Here is a 17560-nt window from a genome sequence, read left to right as displayed (position 1 = left end):
CTTTATTGTAACATATGAGAATCAGAAATTGGAAAGGAGAGAAATATTCCATAAATACCCATATAATAAATACTTTTCTCTTTTCATAAAAAAAGCTGCCGCTCACGCGACAGCTTTTTTTACACATTAAATTCCAGATAGAAGGTACTTCCCTTATGTACCTCACTTTTTGCATAAGCCTTGGCTTTCATCAGTTTTGCGGCGATAGCGACAAAAGAAAGCCCCAATCCCATGCCGCTGTTATTTTTGCGGCTGCGGGAAGAATCGGCCTGATACAGACGATCCCATATCTTTTTTAATGTTTCTTCATCCATCCCTTCCCCATCATCGGTCACTGACAAAACTACTTTGTCTTTTACCCGCTGCAGGGAAATCTGGATCCGGGAATGTGTGAATTTCATGGCATTGTCAAGATAATTCACAAAGACGCGGCTGAACAGATGCCTGTCGGCTTTTACCGAAAGTCCCTTCTGTATATCCACTTGCCAGGTCAAATTCTTACTTTCCGGAAGCATTTGGTAATCGTCCATGATACTTTGGACAACACTGCTGATATCCATATCCTCTAGCGATACAGTCCGTTTATTGCCAAGCCGGGAAAGTTCCAGTAACTGGTTGATCATGCGGCTCATGTGACGGGACTGGTCAAAGATACGTCCAAGTTCCTTTTTTGCCTCATCTACACTTTCCGTATAGTCTTTTCCATATTCGCTTTCAGCCATGACAATAGCTATAGGCGTGCGAAGCTCATGGGAAACGTCGGAGGTAAAGCGGCGTTCTTTGTCGACGAGTTCACTGATCTGGTCAAGCATATTATTCAAAGTATGTACCATCTGGTGAATTTCATCTCGTCCCGGTCCGATAGAAATCCGTTTGGACAAATCCCCCGTTTCTCCGATATCTCGGGCAGTCTGACTCATACTAGCAACGGGAGCAAATGCATGGCGAATAATTCGGTATCCGCCTGCAGCAACGAGCAGCACGAAAAGAGGCAGCAAAATGATGAATCCGATAATCATCACTTTATATCGATCGCTATAGGCACCATTTTCCATAACGCCCCGGATCCAGAGCATACTTTTTCTTCTTTTTTCCGGCCTGTCTCCGGGCCTGAATTTCTCTGCTAAAATACTCTCCGGCAAATCTGTCTTTTTGCCTTTAGCAGCTCTTCTACGCTCTCTGTCTTTCCACTGCTCCAGAAGTTCAGGCCGAATCGGCATATCCAGATAGTGAAACTGAGTGGTTCCTGCATCGAGTGCCTGGGGCCCCTTATCAAAAGTTTTAGGCACTTTCGGAAATGCGGCCGGTTCAGCACCCATTACAATAGATTCATCATCGCTATGAACAGAAAGATACACGTTTTTTTTGTACACATCAAAATCCCAGGGCTCCTGGGCAGCTTCATGAACGACTTTTGTCAGTGTGGCAACAGCTGTACGGTGTTCATAAAGGTGGATGGCACGAAAGGCTCCTGCCATAAGGATGACCAATAAAAGTGTCAGAAAGATTGTGTAATACAACGTGACCTTAATGGTCACCGGCATGCCTGTAAAGCGCCCAAGCAGCCATTTTGCATATTTGCGCAATTTATTCTTTAAGTACATACCCAGCTCCTCTTACGGTGTGAAGCAGTTTGGGTTCAAAGTCTTTATCAATCTTGCGGCGCAGCGTCTTCATATAGACGTCCACCATATTGGAAGCTCCCTCATAGGAAAAATCCCAGGCATGCTCCAGAATTTTATCCCGCGAAAGAACAATCCCCTGATTACGCAGCAAATATTCGAGAATGGCAAATTCCTTTGGTGTCAGCGAAATCTCTTTTCCGGAACGGAACACCGTATGGGCACTGCTGGAAAGGGTCAGATCCGCAAACGTAATCTCATCAGAAACGACACCTGATGAAGCAGTGCGGCGAAGTAAGGCACGGATACGGGCCAGCAGTTCGGAAAATTCAAAAGGCTTGACGAGGTAATCATCTCCCCCGCTGTCGAGGCCTTTAACCTTATCTTCGGTACTGTCGCGTGCTGTCAAAAAGAGCACAGGAACTTTGCTGCCCCGTTCCCGGATTGTCTTGACAAGAGTCAGACCATCCATTTCCGGCATCATAATATCCACAATCAGTAAATCGTACTCAGCGGCTTCCGTATATTCAAGTGCCTCGGCTCCATTTTGAGCGCTGTCCACCGAATATCCTTCAATTTTCAATCTCTTCACAATAATTTGATTCAAAGAAGGTTCATCTTCTGCAACAAGCAATTTCATTGTAATCACCTCCGCAACTTTATTGTACAAGGGAATTGAATGAGAAAAAAGCCCCTGTTCCCCACTTAAAGGGAAAACAGAGGGCTTACTACGTATATAGGCATAAAATCCTTAGCGACGCGGCATGGATTCAGGAGCCGGCATTTGTCCCTGCCCCTGGTCCTTCTGACCTTGCGGCATCGGACGGTTATTTTGGTTCATTTTCACATTGCCATTCTTATTATCGGAAGAAGGCTTGCGGTCAGGCATGGTGTTGCGTCCATCCTTTTTATCATTTGGCTTCATTTCCGGCTTTTGACCATTTTGTCTCATTTCCTGCTTTTGGTCATTTTTCTTTACTTGCGGATTCTGTTTTCCCTGCTGCATTTCCGGTTTCGACTGGGAATCACGATTTTTTTCAATCTTTCCCTGCTGACGATTCATCCCGGGCTGTTGTTTCATCTGGTCTGCAGAAATCTGCTTAGGACGCTTTTCCATCGTGCTCTGTGCACTGACAACACCTGGTACCACAGTCATAAAAGCAGTAAATAAAGAAACTGCCGTCATTCCTTTAGCAATCATTTTCCGATTGATCATTTTTCTTCTTCCTCCCTAATCAGTACTGATTGAATACCTTGTCTCAGTACTTCTCTTCATTGCTGATTTGTGAACTTATTATAAGTAACTTCTATGAATATTTGATGAAAATGACAAGACATTTTAAAATTTTTCTCTAAAAACAGGGATGGCGATCCTGCCGCAACTGCAGCCAGGATCGCCTGGGGAAAAATAGAGAAACGCAGAACTAAAAATATAGGAGAGGAGTCACCCATATCTTTCCTTTCCGAAGTCTGGAGTAACTTCGGAATACGCCTCTCTGTGGTTTATTGTAGCAAAGAAAAATGAAATTTTGATGAAAATGAAAGTTTTATCTCATTTTTTTTGCGTATTTTTCTACAAAACCGGAATAATTTTTTAAAATGGGCTGTCTCGTAAATATAGTGAACTCTCGTCCCACAAAAATCTGCTTATACTCCAATTTTCTTTCAATTTCTGCAGTAAGAAAGCAAAACGTAAACAGTGCCATTTTTCTATCGAAATGAACAACAACAGCCTGCAAGTCGTAAAAAAAGGACTGTTGAGAAATGAGTGCTCATTTCCCTACAGTCCCCTTTTTATCTCCTATTTTATTGCATTTTAGCTGTCTTGGAAGTAATTTCCTTCAAATCCTTTTGCAGATGGTTAGCCATGCTCTGCAGCATCGAATAAATAAGGTCACCATCCATCTGATTATTTTTCACGACGAGGCAGCAGTCCAATACGACCTCATTGACTACATCAATATAGTGCTTAAAAGCCTTATAGGTCCGGTTGTACTCATTAAGCAGTTCCATCACAGCCGCACGATTTTCATCATTGATGCCGTTCTGCACAAGAAGAATGCGAATCGTCACATAAGGACTGTCATCGACGGTTACTACGAAAGGAAGACTCTGATCATCTATTTTCATGTGGGACCGGAACAGCACTGTATGAAATTCGTCATTTTCCAGTTCCTGTGCATTAAAAGCCTGGGGATCATTCTTATCCGTGTAAGCTTTAAATGCTTCTGCCTTTTGATTCATTGAGATTGCCTCCTTTGTTTTTATCACCAAATTATCCACAAGTTTTCTACAAGGTTATCCACAAAAATCATGGAGTTATTCACAATTTCTGTGGATAACTCCACGATTATATACCATATTTAGTGGTACATTTTCTTTTTTAACCCTAGAATTATAAAGTTACACACAGGTTATCCACAGTTTTTGTGGGTAACTTTTTTTACTTTTTTTCTTCTTCCACTGTATCTACCACAGCCAGGGCCGCCACTTTATCTCCGGTGTCCAAATCCATCATCTTGACACCCTGGGCATTCCGGCCGTAACTGGAAATATCAGCCGCTTTCATACGGATAATGATCCCGGCAGCCGAAATCAGCATGATATCGTGGTTCTCGTTGATAAACTTGGATCCTACAATATCACCGGTCTTATCAGATACTTTCAGGTTGATGACACCCTTACCGCCGCGGGTCTGGGTACGATATTCAGAAATATCCGTACGTTTGCCCAGGCCGCCTTCGGTAACGGTCAGTACTTCTCCCTGTCCGCTTTCGCAGGAATCCATGGAAACAACCACGTCATGCGGACGCAGGCTGATACCACGAACACCATGAGCCGTACGTCCCATCGGACGGACGTCCTCTTCGTTAAAGCGGATAGCATATCCATTCTTCGTAGCGATAAGAATATCGTTATGACCGGAAGTCAGTTTGACATCGATCAGTTCTTCCCCTTCTTCCAGGTTGATAGCAATCAGTCCGGCCCGGCGGGCGCTCTTGAATTCACTTACGCTCGTACGCTTGACGTAACCTTTATTGGTAGCCATGAAGAGGAATTTGGCCTCATCGGCACTGATTCCATTGTGGACACCGATGACGGCAGTAATCTTCTCGTTTTCCACAAGCGGCAGGAGATTACGGATAAAGGTACCCTTCGCCTGACGGGAAGCTTCCGGAATTTCGTAGCCTTTCTGACGGTATACACGGCCCTGATTCGTAAAGAACAGGATGTTATCATGTGTGCTGGCCATCAGCAGATGTTCGGAGAAATCTCCCTTCACAGCCTTATCTCCCTTGCCAATCTTGCCGCTGCCGGCCTTGATACCACGGCCGCCGCGGTTCTGGTTACGGAAGTTCGTCAAAGCCTGACGCTTGATATAGCTCTGATGGCTGATCGTAATCACGACATCTTCTTCAGCAATCAGGTCTTCCGTATCAATGTCACCGGCATCCGGTACAATTGCGGTACGGCGAGGATCGCCAAAACGTTTCTTTACATCAAGCAGGTCTTCCTTACAGATACCCATGATTTTATGTTCATCGGCAAGGACGCTTTCCAAATAGGCAATATTAGCCATTACTTCGGTATATTCGTCCTCAATCTTCTTACGTTCCAGTCCGGTCAGGCGCTGCAGACGCATATCCAGAATAGCCTGGGCTTGTTTTTCGCTGAGACCAAACTTGGTCATTAAAGCATTACGGGCAATATCTGCCGTAGCACTGCTGCGAATGGTCGAAATGACTTCATCCAGATGATCCAGGGCAATTTTGAGTCCTGCCAGGATATGGGCACGTTCCTTGGCTTTATTCAGCTCATACCGCGTTTTACGGGTAATGACTTCCTTCTGGTGTTCCAGATAGTACACCAGAATATCCTTCAGATTCAGGATACGCGGATGTCCCTTGACAAGGGCCAGCATGATAACGCCGAAGGATTCCTGCATCTGCGTGTGCTTATACAGCTGGTTCAGCATGATTTCCGGCACAATATCGCTGCGCAGTTCAATGACGATGCGCATGCCCTTACGGTCGGATTCATCGCGCAGATCCGTAATGCCTTCCAGAGTCTTATCCTGTACCAGATGGGCAATACTTTCAATCAAACGAGCCTTGTTGACCTGGTACGGAATTTCCGTGATGACTATCCGGTTCTTATTTTTCGGCATCGGCTCCACATGGGCCTTAGCACGAACCTTAATGACACCGCGGCCCGTAGTATAGGCCTGACGGATACCGCTGAGTCCAAGAATTTTAGCACCGGTCGGGAAGTCAGGTCCCTTGATGCAAGTCATCAATTCATCAATAGTTGCATCAGGATTATCGATAAGCATCACAAGGCCATCCACCACTTCTCCCAGATTATGAGGAGGAATGTTAGTAGCCATACCAACAGCAATACCGGAAGAACCATTGATCAGAAGGGCCGGTACCTTTGCCGGCAGCACGGTCGGTTCCTTCAAGGATTCATCGTAGTTCGGAATGAAATCTACTGTATCTTTTTCAATGTCGCGCAGCATTTCTACGGCAATCTTGCCCATACGAACTTCGGTATAACGCATAGCGGCAGGTGGGTCGCCGTCGACGGAACCAAAGTTGCCGTGCCCGTCTACCATCAGATACCGCGTAGAAAAGTCCTGTGCCAGACGCACAATTGCATCATATACGGAGGAATCCCCGTGAGGATGATATTTACCTAAAACATCGCCGACGATACGGGCGGATTTTTTATAAGCCTTGTTGGGAAGCATACCTGCCTCATTCATGGCATATAAAATACGCCGATGCACCGGTTTAAGCCCGTCCCGCACATCCGGCAGGGCGCGCTGGACAATAACGCTCATAGCATAGTCAATGTAGGACTTCTGCATTTCATTTTCTACATAGACCGGAATGACTTTGCTGGCGACTATTGTCTTCGATTCATTTTGCTGATCATCCACGTTGTCACGCTTCCTTTCTCCCGTCCCTCAGGAACGGGACTTTTTTTCTTATCCTTAATAAGGAAATCTATCAATAACAGGCAGAAATCCTGCCTTCGTAATTAGTGAATAAAAATATCATAAACCTGTTTGCCAATCAGCAGCACTGTAACTGTCAGGTAAAGCGGCCTTATAAAACCAATTCCCTTGTGAATAGCAATTTTTGCTCCTAATCTGGCTCCGACGATTTCCATCAAAGCCATCGGAATGGCATAGGCAAAATACAATTTTCCTAAAAGCAAAAAAGTCACAACACCGCCGATGTTGCTTGCCAAATTACTGGCCTTGGCATTGCCGGCAGCACTAATGAAATTATATCCAAAATACAAAAAGCCAAAAATCAAAAATGTGCCGGTACCAGGTCCGAAAAAACCGTCATAGGCTCCTAATCCAAACAGCATCAATAACATGCCGGCAAAACTGCCGCGGGAAAAATGCACAATTTCGTCAGAACCGCTCCAGTTTTTTTTCATATAGGTATAGACGGCTATGCCAACGAGAGCCGCAACGACAATATAACGCATGAGTGTGTCCGGTAAATAAGCAGCCAAAAAGGCACCAACTGCCGAACCCAGAATCGAAAGCGGCATATATCTCAGGAGATGGAGATCCACTTTGCCGCTTCGTAAAAAAGTAAAAAAACTTGCAATAGTACCTACCATTGCGGCCAATTTATTAGATCCCAGCGCATAGGCCATGGGAACACCTGTTGCCATCCAGGCAGGCAGTGTAATCATCCCACCGCCGCCCACAACAGCATCTACAAAGGATCCCAGAAAACCCGCCGCCAGCAGGAAAGCAAGATTTGTCCAGGAAAATACAATCTCCATATTACTCCTTATAGGTCAGATATAATCCGGCCACACCGCTGTCACAGCCTGCTTCCATCAATTTGCCGGCAAGCTGGTTGCTGACGGCATAAGGATTCCGCCGTGTTAGCTCGGCATGATCCAAAGGCCAGCGGACGCCGCTGATAGAAACAGTTGTTACATCTGAAAATGGCAAAAGGCTGACAGCTTTGGGCATTTTATAAGCTTCCCAGGAAACCTGGTCACCTTTTTCCAGAAAAACCATAATTTCACGGTCATCGGCCATAATCACCGTACCGCCTCTTTCACGCTGATAAGTTAAAAGAGTCAGCATATTGGCGTACAGATGGTCGGCCCGGCCGCCCCATATACCGCTTGCCAGGATACAGGCCCGTTCTGGCAGCTCCTGAAGCAGCAAAGAAAGATCCGTATCATTTTTGTTAACAAGAAATGTCTTGACCTTACAGCCATGTGCTTTCATCTGTTCCCAGCTGCCGGCATGACCACTGTCCCTGTCTCCGCAGGCGAAAATGGGCCACAAACCGGCACGGATGCAGTAATCACTGCCCCTGTCAGCCGCATAAAGAGGAAAGGTACCGGCCGCTTTTTTCAGCCACTGTGGGTCGGGACCTCTTCCTCCCGCCATGAGAACCAGAGTAGTATCTGCCGTGCGGGAAAGAACAAGTCTGCCCTGAGGCAGTACAACTTCCATGAAAGGATGCCGCCTCCTTAGAAGTCCAGATTGGTAACCTTACCGGCGTTTTCTTCAATGAACTGACGGCGCGGTTCTACCTTATCGCCCATCAAAACAGAAAAAACAGAATCAGCCGTAGCAGCATCTTCCAGATGGACCTGCAGCACTGTGCGCTTTGTCGGATCCATGGTCGTTTCCCACAGCTGTTCCGGATTCATTTCGCCCAGACCTTTGTAGCGCTGCACGTAGGGATTATTTTCTCTTCCCACTTCATCCAGTTTTGTCTGCAGTTCGGCATCACTGTACGCATAAGTATGTTTATTCTTCGTCCGGATCAAATACAGCGGAGGCTGGGCAATAAATACATTGCCGTTTTTAATCAGCGGCTGCATATAACGGTAGAAGAAAGTAAGGAGCAGCGTACGGATATGAGCACCGTCGACATCGGCATCGGTCATGATGATAATCTTGCCGTAACGAATCTTAGAAATATCAAATTCCTCACCAATACCGCAGCCAAATGCAGTAATCATGGAGCGAATTTCGTTATTGTTCAGCATCTTATCAAGACGCGCCTTTTCCACATTTAAAATCTTACCGCGCAGAGGCAGAATGGCCTGGAAAGTACGGTCACGGCCCTGCTTGGCACTGCCGCCTGCAGAATCCCCTTCGACGATATAGATTTCGGTCTCTTCCGCATTCTTGCTGGAACAGTCGGCCAATTTGCCTGGCAGACTGCTGACTTCGAGGGCGCTCTTACGACGCGTCAAATCACGCGCCTTGCGGGCAGCGGCACGGGCACGGCTAGAGAGAATTGCCTTTTCAACAATCTTTTTAGCCACGGGAGCGTTTTCTTCAAAGTATTCATTCAGCGCTTCCGTTACCATATTATCAACAATACCACGAACTTCGCTGTTGCCAAGCTTTGTCTTAGTCTGACCTTCAAACTGCGGTTCCCGCACTTTAAGGCTCAGGACGCAAGTCAGCCCTTCACGCACATCATCACCGGAAAGATTTTCTTCGTTTTCTTTCAGCATATTGTTCTTCCGGGCATAATCGTTGATGCAGCGGGTCAGTGCCTGTTTCAGTCCGGCCAGATGCGTGCCGCCTTCCTCCGTATTGATGTTATTAACGAAGGTATAGACATTTTCCGTATACGCATCGGTATACTGCATGGCGACTTCAACGATGGTATCGTCTCGTTCCCCCTCTACATAAATCGGCTTTTCATGGATGGGTTCCTTACCTTTGTTGATAAATTCAACAAAAGAAACGATACCGCCTTCATAATGGAAAATCTCATCGGCACCGGTACGCTTATCCTTTAATTCAATCTTGACGCCTTTATTGAGGAAAGCCAGCTCACGGATACGGTGCTTCAGCGTATCATAGCTGTAGACGGTTTCCGTAAAGATCGTATCATCAGGCCAGAAATGAACGCTTGTCCCGGTTTCGTTCTCAGGGCACGTGCCTTCCACATAGAGCGGTTTCGTCGTCTTGCCCTTACTGAACTCGATACGATAAATCTTGCCGTTTTTCTTGACCTCGACGATCATCTTCTTGCTTAAGGCATTTACGCAGGAAACGCCGACGCCGTGCAGGCCGCCGGATACTTTATAGCCGCCGTTGCCAAACTTACCGCCGGCATGAAGAATGGTCATGACTACTTCGACGGCCGGTTTACCGATTTTATGCATTTCCACCGGAATACCGCGGCCATTATCTGTAACAATGATACTGTTGTCTTCGTCAATTTCTACGAGAATATGATCGCAGTATCCAGCCAGTGCTTCATCGATACTGTTATCAATGACTTCATACACCAGATGGTGCAGACCGCGGGCACTGATACTCCCAATATACATACTCGGGCGTTTGCGGACGGCTTCAAGGCCTTCCAGCACTTGAATCTGCTCAGCGCCGTACTCGCCATGAACCGCGATTTCTTCTTCAATAGACTGTTGTTTCTTTGCCATACAAACCTCCCAAACTTTCGTCAAGAAGGCAATGTTCCCAGGTTCCGCCAATAAAACAGTCAGCGGAACAGGACATTGCAAAAAGCTCTTAACGGTTTCTTAATGTTCTGCTGGAAATCCCTGAAAGAATGACTTTATCTGTTGTCACAATACAACTGGCCGGCGGATAATCGCCGCTCAGATTGACAACCTGTCCAGACTCCAGATAAGGTCGCAAAAAGAAGCGATATAAATTCGTCCTCTTATTTCGAATGTCAAAGATGCCGACGATTTCGTCGGTCCGGACGATGTAATTGTTTCCCAGATGAAGGTACATAATACCGACTCCTTTTTTCGCTAGCAAGGACTTCCTCTATTTTATCGTCAGTAAGCTTTTCCGGAGGAATCCCCCGCAGAAGCATAACGGCAAATGCTTTATCCTTAATGTCTGCTTCAGGATCAAGTGCCCTTGTAATAGACCATTCCCCTAAAACAGCTTTGACGTCAGCAAAAGTCATTTTATCACAATCCACGTATTTCCGACAATCTGTAAAGGAAATCCACGGCATTTCAAGCAAAATCTGATGAATTTTTTGCCGAATCTCTTCCTTTTGTTTCCTGGCGCAGGAAGAACAGATTTTTTCTCCTTCAATCAAGGGTACACCACAAACAGGGCAGCGATGTTCAGGATTGATTTTGCGCATAAAAGGCGCTTTATCAGCCCCCTCAGGATCCACCTCGTCCTGCACAACAGGACCATGGAAAATTTTAAGATCCCGGATCAAATAGACGCTGCGTTTTCCCTTTTTAGGCATGATTTCCCGAAGCGCCAGCAGGAATTTCCCTTTCATTACCAAAAGGGTATGACTCCACATTGGATTATCGGTATGAATGAAGAGCGTTCCCCTTTCCAGACGGTATGGCTGCGAATGTGCAGCCGCAGCTGCCCCGACAATGTCCTGCCACCGCGAGCGCAAAAAGTACAGCAGATATTTTTCACGAGCCTGCGGCGTTTTCAGCACACTCAGGACAAGGCCTTCAAACTCCTTCATAACCGCCCTCCCGGAGCTTTCCTTCCCGAACTTCATAAAAAATACAGTCCCCGCCGGAAGCAGCAAGGGAACGGTCATTGACCGTAAGAAGCGTCTGCACTTTGCCGCCCATCCCTTCCAGAAGCATACGGCGCCGGGAAGCATCCAGTTCACTTAACACATCATCCAAAAGCAGTACCGGATATTCTTCTTTGCTTTTATAGATAAATTCAAGTTCCGAAAGCTTCAGTGCCAGTGCCGCTGTGCGCTGCTGTCCCTGGGATCCGAACGCCTTGAGGGGTCGTCCGTTCTCAAGAATAACCAGGTCGTCCCGATGCGGACCGATACTGGTGTAACCCCGCAGGTAATCAAGCTGATGCCGGGCTTTCAGCTCCTCCCTGTAAAAGGCAGCCCATTCTTCCTGGCTGCGATTTTCTTTCAAGACCTGTTCGCCTTCAACCTGTTTTTCCAAGTACTGCAGTGTCAGCTGCTCCTTACCTTCCGTAATGGCTCCATGGACGGAACTGGCAGCTGTACTGATATCGTCCATCGCTTTCAGCCGTTCCTGCAGAATATTGGCAGAAACAGCCGCCAGCTCCCGGTCCCATACACCCAGCTGAGACTCGTCAAGATTTTCCATTTCCCGGCACTGCTTCAGGAATTTATTGCGCTGCTGCAGCACCCGGTTATAATTTTGCAGGAATTCGTAGTAAAGACGGTTAGTCTGGGCAATTTCCATATCCAGGAAGCGCCGGCGCAGTGCCGGGTCCCCCTTGACAAGCTGCAGATCATCCGGCGTAAAAAGCACAAGGTTCAGTCTTCCATATTGTTCCTTTGGAGAAACCTGGACGCCATTCAGCAGGATTTCCTTTTTTCTTCTTCCGTTTTTGGGAACCTTTTTTACGAGCAGCTTATTTTCCCCGTAGCGATCCTCAAACGTCACTTCTGCAGCCCAGGCTTCCGATCCGAATAAAGCTACTTCATCGTCATGACGGGTTCGGAAGGAAAATCCCATAGCGGCAAAATACAGCCCTTCCAGCAAATTCGTCTTGCCCTGGGCATTTTTGCCGTAAATGACGGTAAGGTCATGAGTCAGAGGCAGATCCAGAGACTCATAGTTGCGAAAATGATGCAGCCGTAAGCGTTTTATCCTCATGGCATTCAGAAGATAACGCGAACCGGCGTCACAATATACATGTAAGAAGAATCATCCTTAGGAACCATACGTGCCGGACTTAAGGATGAATTCGTTTCCAAAATGACTTCATCCGTATCAATATTTTTGAAAAATTCCATAAGATATTTGGAGTTAAAGGCAATATTCAGCGGCAGTTCCGAACCTTCCGTAACGCAGGAAAGCACTTCGCGGCCCTGTCCGCGGTCACCGGCAGCACTGGAAAACGTAATCTTATCTCCTTCAATAGCAAGACGCACAATATTGTAACTGTCCTGAGAGAAAAGAGAAACACGCTGAATGATGCGTTCCATTTCCACGCGGTTCACCATTGAACGATTATTGAAAGATTCCGGAATCGGTTTACGGAAATCCGGGAATTTACCTTCAATCAGTGTGCAGAGAATCTTTAAAGTTCCTAAACGAACAAGAAGCTGGTTTTTCTGCTGGAACAAGCTGACATCCTCAGGCAGATCACCATTCAGATTGGCAGCGATCTCTTTCAGCATGCGGGATGGAATCAGCATGGAATATTCGGAATCATCCAGCGTATCTACCGTTACGGATTTAATGGCAAGGCGATGTGTGTTAGTTCCGACACAAGTAATGTTCTGCCCTTTCTTTTCCAGGTAAACACCATTGAAAAGCGGACGCTGATCATCATTGGAGCAGGCGTATACAGTCTGACGAATCAATTGATGAATCGTTTCGTCCGGCAGGGTCAGGACTCTTTCTTCCTGGATGGCAGGCATAGCAGGAAATTCCTTATCATCCATGATAGGAATATTAAAATTACCAGTCTCAGTAGAAATATTAAGTTCCGAATCGTTATTTGACTTGCTGACCGTAAGTACCTGATCATTGAAACGAGAGAGCAAATCTCCGATATATTGTGCAGGTACTAAAACCGTACCATCTTCATTACCATTGACTTCCAACGTTTTTTCCATACTGAAATTGATGTCCATGGCAACCAATTTCAGTTCGTTGCCGGAAAGCAGCAGATGAATACCTGAAAAAATGGGTGCGTTTGGGCTTGAAGAAATGGCTTTTCTTACGGTATTGACAGCTTTGGCTAATTGTGCGCTTTCACAAGAAAACTGCATGAGAGGAACCTCCTTTAGTCATTACGTCATAATTTATTAAAAATCGTCGTCATAGTAATAGGGGCTGTGGATTTGTGGAAAACTGTCTTTAAGGCCGCTATGACGAGTTTGTGGATAGTTGAAAAAGTTGTGCATAACCTGTGATACGTTATCCACATATGCACAGCTTTACGGTATTTCTGAGTTATTCACAAAATTACTCACAACTTATTCACAAGGTTATCCCCAGATTGTGGATAACTTTTTAAGGTAAAGAAACCATGGAAAAAATCGCTTTATTTCTTGAGTTTGGCCGTGAGTTCCTGAATCTTTTTCGCAAAGACCGGATCATTTTCCTGGTCTTTTGTGATTTTTTCACAGGCGTGAAGAACCGTAGAATGATCACGGGCAAAAATCTCGCCGATTCTTGGCAGGGACAAACTAGTGAGTTCACGGCAGAGATACATGGCGATTTGTCTCGGATAAGCGATATTACGGGTCCGTTTTTTTCCAAGGAGTTCTTCCGTTGTGATGTGATATTCAGTGACAATAAGGCGCTGCACGTCTTCTGCCGTAACGTTATGGTTAACGGGATTCAGATTGAGGTCTTTGAGCGCCTGAATAGCCAGGTCTTCCGTAATAGGCTGATGAGAGAAGCTGGCAAAAGCGCGGACCTTTGTATAGGCGCCTTCGAGTTCTCGAATATTGGTAGAAATATTGCTTGCTATCAGGCTGATGACGCTTTCCGGCATATCGGCATGATCTTTTTGAGCCATATTGTTTAAGATAGCCATCCTTGTTTCCAAGTCAGGCGGCTGGATATCCACAATCAGACCGGAACCGAAACGACTGGTCAGACGTTCTTCCAATGTATCCAATTCAGATGGTTTGCGGTCACTGGAAATAATAATCTGTTTGTCTGCCTTAAACAAAGTCTCAAATGTATGGAAGAATTCTTCCTGCGTACTTTCCTTTTTTCTCAGAAACTGGATATCGTCAATGAGCAGGACATCGATGTTTCTATATTTAGTACGAAACTTTTCCATTGTGTTGTTCTGAATGGAATTAATCAATTCGTTGGTAAAAGTTTCACTGGAAATATAGAGAATTTTCATTTCCGGATGATTTTTGTGAATGCGGTTACCAATGGCATTCATCAAATGGGTCTTTCCCAGTCCGGAATTACTGTAAAGGAAAAGCGGGTTGTAACTTTTTGCCGGAGCTTCTGCTACATTAGAAGCGGCTGCATAGGCAAAACGATTGGAATTTCCAATGACAAAATTCTCAAAGACATATTTTGGAGACAGATTGGATGGAAAATCCTGTGTTTCATCTTCCTTTCGAGAAACGGAGGGTGGAGTCAGATTGGGAATAGCTGGGGAAGTTTCTTCCTCAAAAAGACTTTCCTCCTTATGTTTCTGGGGAAGCAATTCTATTTTTACTTTCATCGGTCTGTCACAGAGTCGGGAAAGATCTTCTTCTAAAGGGATGAGAAAATGACTTTCGATGTGTTCTTTGGAGTATTTGGTGTCAACGCCGAGTATCAGGGTGTCGTCCGAGAGAGATAGAGGGACGGACGGTGCTACCCAGCGTCCGTAACTGGGACGGTCCTTGTGTTGTTTCACCACATCCAAAAGGTCTTTCCACACTTTTTGGAGTGTTTCTTTATCCATGGTTAAACCACCTTTGAAAAAAGTCTGCGGATATCATTATATCATATTGTGTGTCTCTTGAGGGAAAACTTGTGGATAAACTTGTGGACATGTGGATAACTTTTTCTTATTGTGCACAAATGCATCTGTATTTGTGTATTTCTGCGGATTTTACACAGGAAAAAAGATTATACACACAAAGTTATCCACAACTGTGCATAACTTTGGGGAAAACTTGCAGTTTATCAACCATCAGAGACTTTTGTTCGAACAATCGTTTTGTGCATAACAAGGATAGAGGGTAAAAAGATATGTTAGCAGCTTGTTTTTTATAAATAGACAGCTGTAACAGAAAGGAAAAAAGAAACTGACTATATTAAAAATGAATGTTAGCGTTGGTTTTTGTAAAAAGACGGATGAATTATGAAGATTTTTTATAGAAAATCAGAAATGGTAAAAAATTTATTTTCTTTTATATAATGTATCAATTGGCAGAAAGACAGAACTGCAAATTCTCTTTTTTCGTCAGACATTGTGAATGGCTGTATGTTGATGAAACATTCTAGTAAACTTTTTTGTCGATAAAAAAAGACTGCCGCTTTAGCGACAGTCGTATTTTTCAGTGGAGCGGGCAAAGGGAATCGAACCCTCCTTTAAAGCTTGGGAAGCTTTCGTTCTACCAATGAACTATGCCCGCAGCAGTGAATCTATTCTAACAAGAAAAAAAGATTTTGTAAAGAGAAGCAGTAATCAGTCTTTCAGGTATTTGTCAAAGTAGGACGTAATCAGATTCAATACCGGTTCCTGAATCCAGTATTCGCCGCCGTGCGGAGCACCGGGTACTTCGTAACGCTCGGAGGCAATGCCTTTTTGCTGCAGTGCCTGGAAAAGAAGGTCCGTCTGACTGGGCGAAACAACTGTGTCTGCGGTTCCATGCATCAAAAGCATAGGAGCGGAACCCTTGGAAATGTAGTGAATAGGATTTGCTTTTTCTGCGGCTTCGGGGTCAGCATTGATGCCGCCGTCCTTGCCTCCGAAAACACCGCTGCCGTTAATCCACAATGCTTCCGTAGCGCCTGGAGACCTATGCAGTGCCTGAACGCTGTCGGAATAATCAGCTCCGATTTTAGTCAGATCGGAAATTCCGTAGAGATCAACCGCGCAGGTAATATTGCTGTTTTGATCAAGGTTTTCACCTTTATCGAAAGTTTTTGTACCGCTTGTGGTGGCCATGAGGGCCGTCAGATATCCGCCCGCACTGCCGCCGATAACACCAACGCGGTTGGCATCAATGGAATAGGTATCGGCATGTGCCTTCAGATACCGCACTGCCGCTTTGACATCTTCAAGAGGAGCGGGAAAACGCACAGACGGTGCTACCCTGTATTCTACGGCCGCAACTACATAGCCGGCTTCTGCAAGATGACTGCACATTTGGAACATATTATTTTTATTGGCTGAAATAAAACCACCGCCCGGGACATAGACGATGAGCGGCATTTTTTCTTTTTTCTGGGGAATCAAAAGATCCATCGTCATCGCTTTACTCGGATATCCGCGAGCCGGGACCTGTTCGTAGACTACATTGGGAAGTTGATTGATTTTAGATTTGGTTACAATTACATTTAACACTTTGCTCGGTACATGAGCCGTATTTTTCTGGGGTGCTGCCATAACGATTCCTCCTGTCATCATTGAAAGAAGCAGAACAGCTGTTATCCATTTCTTTTTCATATGAATTTCTCCTTTTCTTATTGTTTTTTATATCATATTACAAGGATTTGAAATAGGAAAGAAACAGAGAAAAATCATGAGTAATCTGTACTTATACATTGATTTATTGAACGAAGAATGGCCTTTTTCTCTTTTCTTCTTTAAAACACAGTCATCAGGCTCTTTTTATGATATAATACCATCTATTCATTAGAATTGAACATCGTGATTTCTGCCAAAGAAAGGGGTATACAATGGCTGAATTGAATTTGCTGCAAAAGAAAATTTTAGCGGATGGTATCATCAAAAGCGGGGATGTCCTCAAAGTGGACAGTTTCTTGAACCATCAGATTGATGTTCCGTTTATCAGTGAACTCGGTAAGATTTTTAAGCAGCTTTTTGCCGATCGTCCTATCAATAAAATCCTGACCATCGAAGCATCCGGTATTGGCGTGGCCTGTCTGACAGCTGTGCATATGAGAGTGCCTGTAGTATTTGCCAAAAAATCTGCCGGCAGCAACATGGATGCAGAAGTATACTCAACGGAAATTAAGTCTTTTACGCATAATAAAGTCAATCATGTCATTGTTTCCAAAAAGTACCTGAATGGCGGAGATCATATCCTCATTATTGATGATTTTCTGGCCAATGGCTGTGCAGTCAAAGGATTGATTGATCTTGTCAATCAGGCCGGCGGCACAGTGGAAGGCGTCGGAATCTGTATCGAAAAAGGATTCCAGGGCGGCGGTGATGAACTGCGTGCCCAGGGCGTTAATTTAAAGAGCCTTGCTATCATTGATAAGATGGATGCCGCAACCGGTACGATTGTATTCCGCTGAGGTGC

Annotated in this window: 15 protein-coding genes and 1 tRNA gene; 1 reads left to right on the top strand and 15 read right to left on the bottom strand. The window is 45.2% G+C overall.

Annotated elements, in window-relative coordinates; translation table 11 throughout:
- Positions 1–119 precede the first annotated feature (119 nt).
- The 15 genes from LKE33_02995 to LKE33_02925 form a co-directional block, all read right to left on the bottom strand.
- Positions 120–1604 (bottom strand): HAMP domain-containing histidine kinase, encoded by a 1485-nt coding sequence (locus LKE33_02995; GenBank protein ID MCH3949893.1) that lies wholly within the window; start codon positions 1602–1604, stop codon positions 120–122.
- Positions 1588–2262, bottom strand: coding sequence for a response regulator transcription factor (locus LKE33_02990; GenBank protein MCH3949892.1), 675 nt, complete (start codon positions 2260–2262; stop codon positions 1588–1590). Before LKE33_02990 ends, LKE33_02995 begins: the two co-directional genes overlap by 17 nt.
- Positions 2263–2373: 111 nt before the next feature.
- Positions 2374–2838, bottom strand: a complete 465-nt coding sequence (locus LKE33_02985; protein ID MCH3949891.1) for a hypothetical protein — start codon at positions 2836–2838, stop codon at positions 2374–2376.
- Positions 2839–3428: 590 nt separating this feature from the next.
- Complete coding sequence (locus LKE33_02980) at positions 3429–3866, bottom strand: YbjN domain-containing protein (protein ID MCH3949890.1); 438 nt, start codon at positions 3864–3866, stop codon at positions 3429–3431.
- Between the two features lie 199 nt (positions 3867–4065).
- Complete coding sequence (gene gyrA, locus LKE33_02975; GenBank protein ID MCH3949889.1) at positions 4066–6492, bottom strand: DNA gyrase subunit A; 2427 nt, start codon at positions 6490–6492, stop codon at positions 4066–4068.
- A 173-nt stretch (positions 6493–6665) separates the two neighbouring features.
- Complete coding sequence (locus LKE33_02970) at positions 6666–7433, bottom strand: TSUP family transporter (GenBank protein MCH3949888.1); 768 nt, start codon at positions 7431–7433, stop codon at positions 6666–6668.
- A 1-nt stretch (position 7434) separates the two neighbouring features.
- The gene (locus LKE33_02965; protein ID MCH3949887.1) at positions 7435–8124 is read right to left on the bottom strand and encodes a thiamine diphosphokinase; all 690 of its coding nucleotides are present in this window, start codon (positions 8122–8124) and stop codon (positions 7435–7437) included.
- Positions 8125–8141: 17 nt separating this feature from the next.
- Positions 8142–10082, bottom strand: a complete 1941-nt coding sequence (gene gyrB, locus LKE33_02960; GenBank protein ID MCH3949886.1) for a DNA topoisomerase (ATP-hydrolyzing) subunit B — start codon at positions 10080–10082, stop codon at positions 8142–8144.
- An 88-nt stretch (positions 10083–10170) separates the two neighbouring features.
- Positions 10171–10398 (bottom strand): DUF370 domain-containing protein, encoded by a 228-nt coding sequence (locus LKE33_02955; protein MCH3949885.1) that lies wholly within the window; start codon positions 10396–10398, stop codon positions 10171–10173.
- On the bottom strand, positions 10337–11113 hold the full coding sequence (locus tag LKE33_02950) for a DciA family protein (protein MCH3949884.1): 777 nt from the start codon (positions 11111–11113) through the stop codon (positions 10337–10339). The genes LKE33_02955 and LKE33_02950 overlap by 62 nt, the downstream gene beginning before the upstream one ends.
- Positions 11100–12248: a DNA replication/repair protein RecF gene (recF, locus tag LKE33_02945; GenBank protein MCH3949883.1), complete on the bottom strand. Its 1149-nt coding sequence runs from the start codon at positions 12246–12248 to the stop codon at positions 11100–11102. Before recF ends, LKE33_02950 begins: the two co-directional genes overlap by 14 nt.
- Before the next feature lie 5 nt (positions 12249–12253).
- Positions 12254–13372, bottom strand: coding sequence for a DNA polymerase III subunit beta (gene dnaN / locus LKE33_02940; GenBank protein MCH3949882.1), 1119 nt, complete (start codon positions 13370–13372; stop codon positions 12254–12256).
- Between the two features lie 275 nt (positions 13373–13647).
- On the bottom strand, positions 13648–15024 hold the full coding sequence (dnaA, locus tag LKE33_02935) for a chromosomal replication initiator protein DnaA (GenBank protein MCH3949881.1): 1377 nt from the start codon (positions 15022–15024) through the stop codon (positions 13648–13650).
- 602 nt (positions 15025–15626) lie between these two features.
- A tRNA-Gly gene (locus LKE33_02930) sits at positions 15627–15700 on the bottom strand.
- A gap of 53 nt (positions 15701–15753) precedes the next feature.
- Positions 15754–16737, bottom strand: a complete 984-nt coding sequence (locus LKE33_02925; protein ID MCH3949880.1) for an alpha/beta hydrolase — start codon at positions 16735–16737, stop codon at positions 15754–15756.
- Between the two features lie 233 nt (positions 16738–16970).
- On the opposite strand from LKE33_02925, the gene LKE33_02920 reads away from it, so the two are divergent.
- Positions 16971–17555, top strand: coding sequence for a xanthine phosphoribosyltransferase (locus tag LKE33_02920; GenBank protein MCH3949879.1), 585 nt, complete (start codon positions 16971–16973; stop codon positions 17553–17555).
- Positions 17556–17560 lie beyond the last annotated feature (5 nt).

This window comes from Acidaminococcus sp. (genome assembly GCA_022482815.1).
Classification (GTDB): domain Bacteria; phylum Bacillota; class Negativicutes; order Acidaminococcales; family Acidaminococcaceae; genus Acidaminococcus.
The sequence above is the reverse complement of the archived record's forward strand: the minus strand, read 5'-3'. Positions and strand labels throughout refer to the sequence as shown.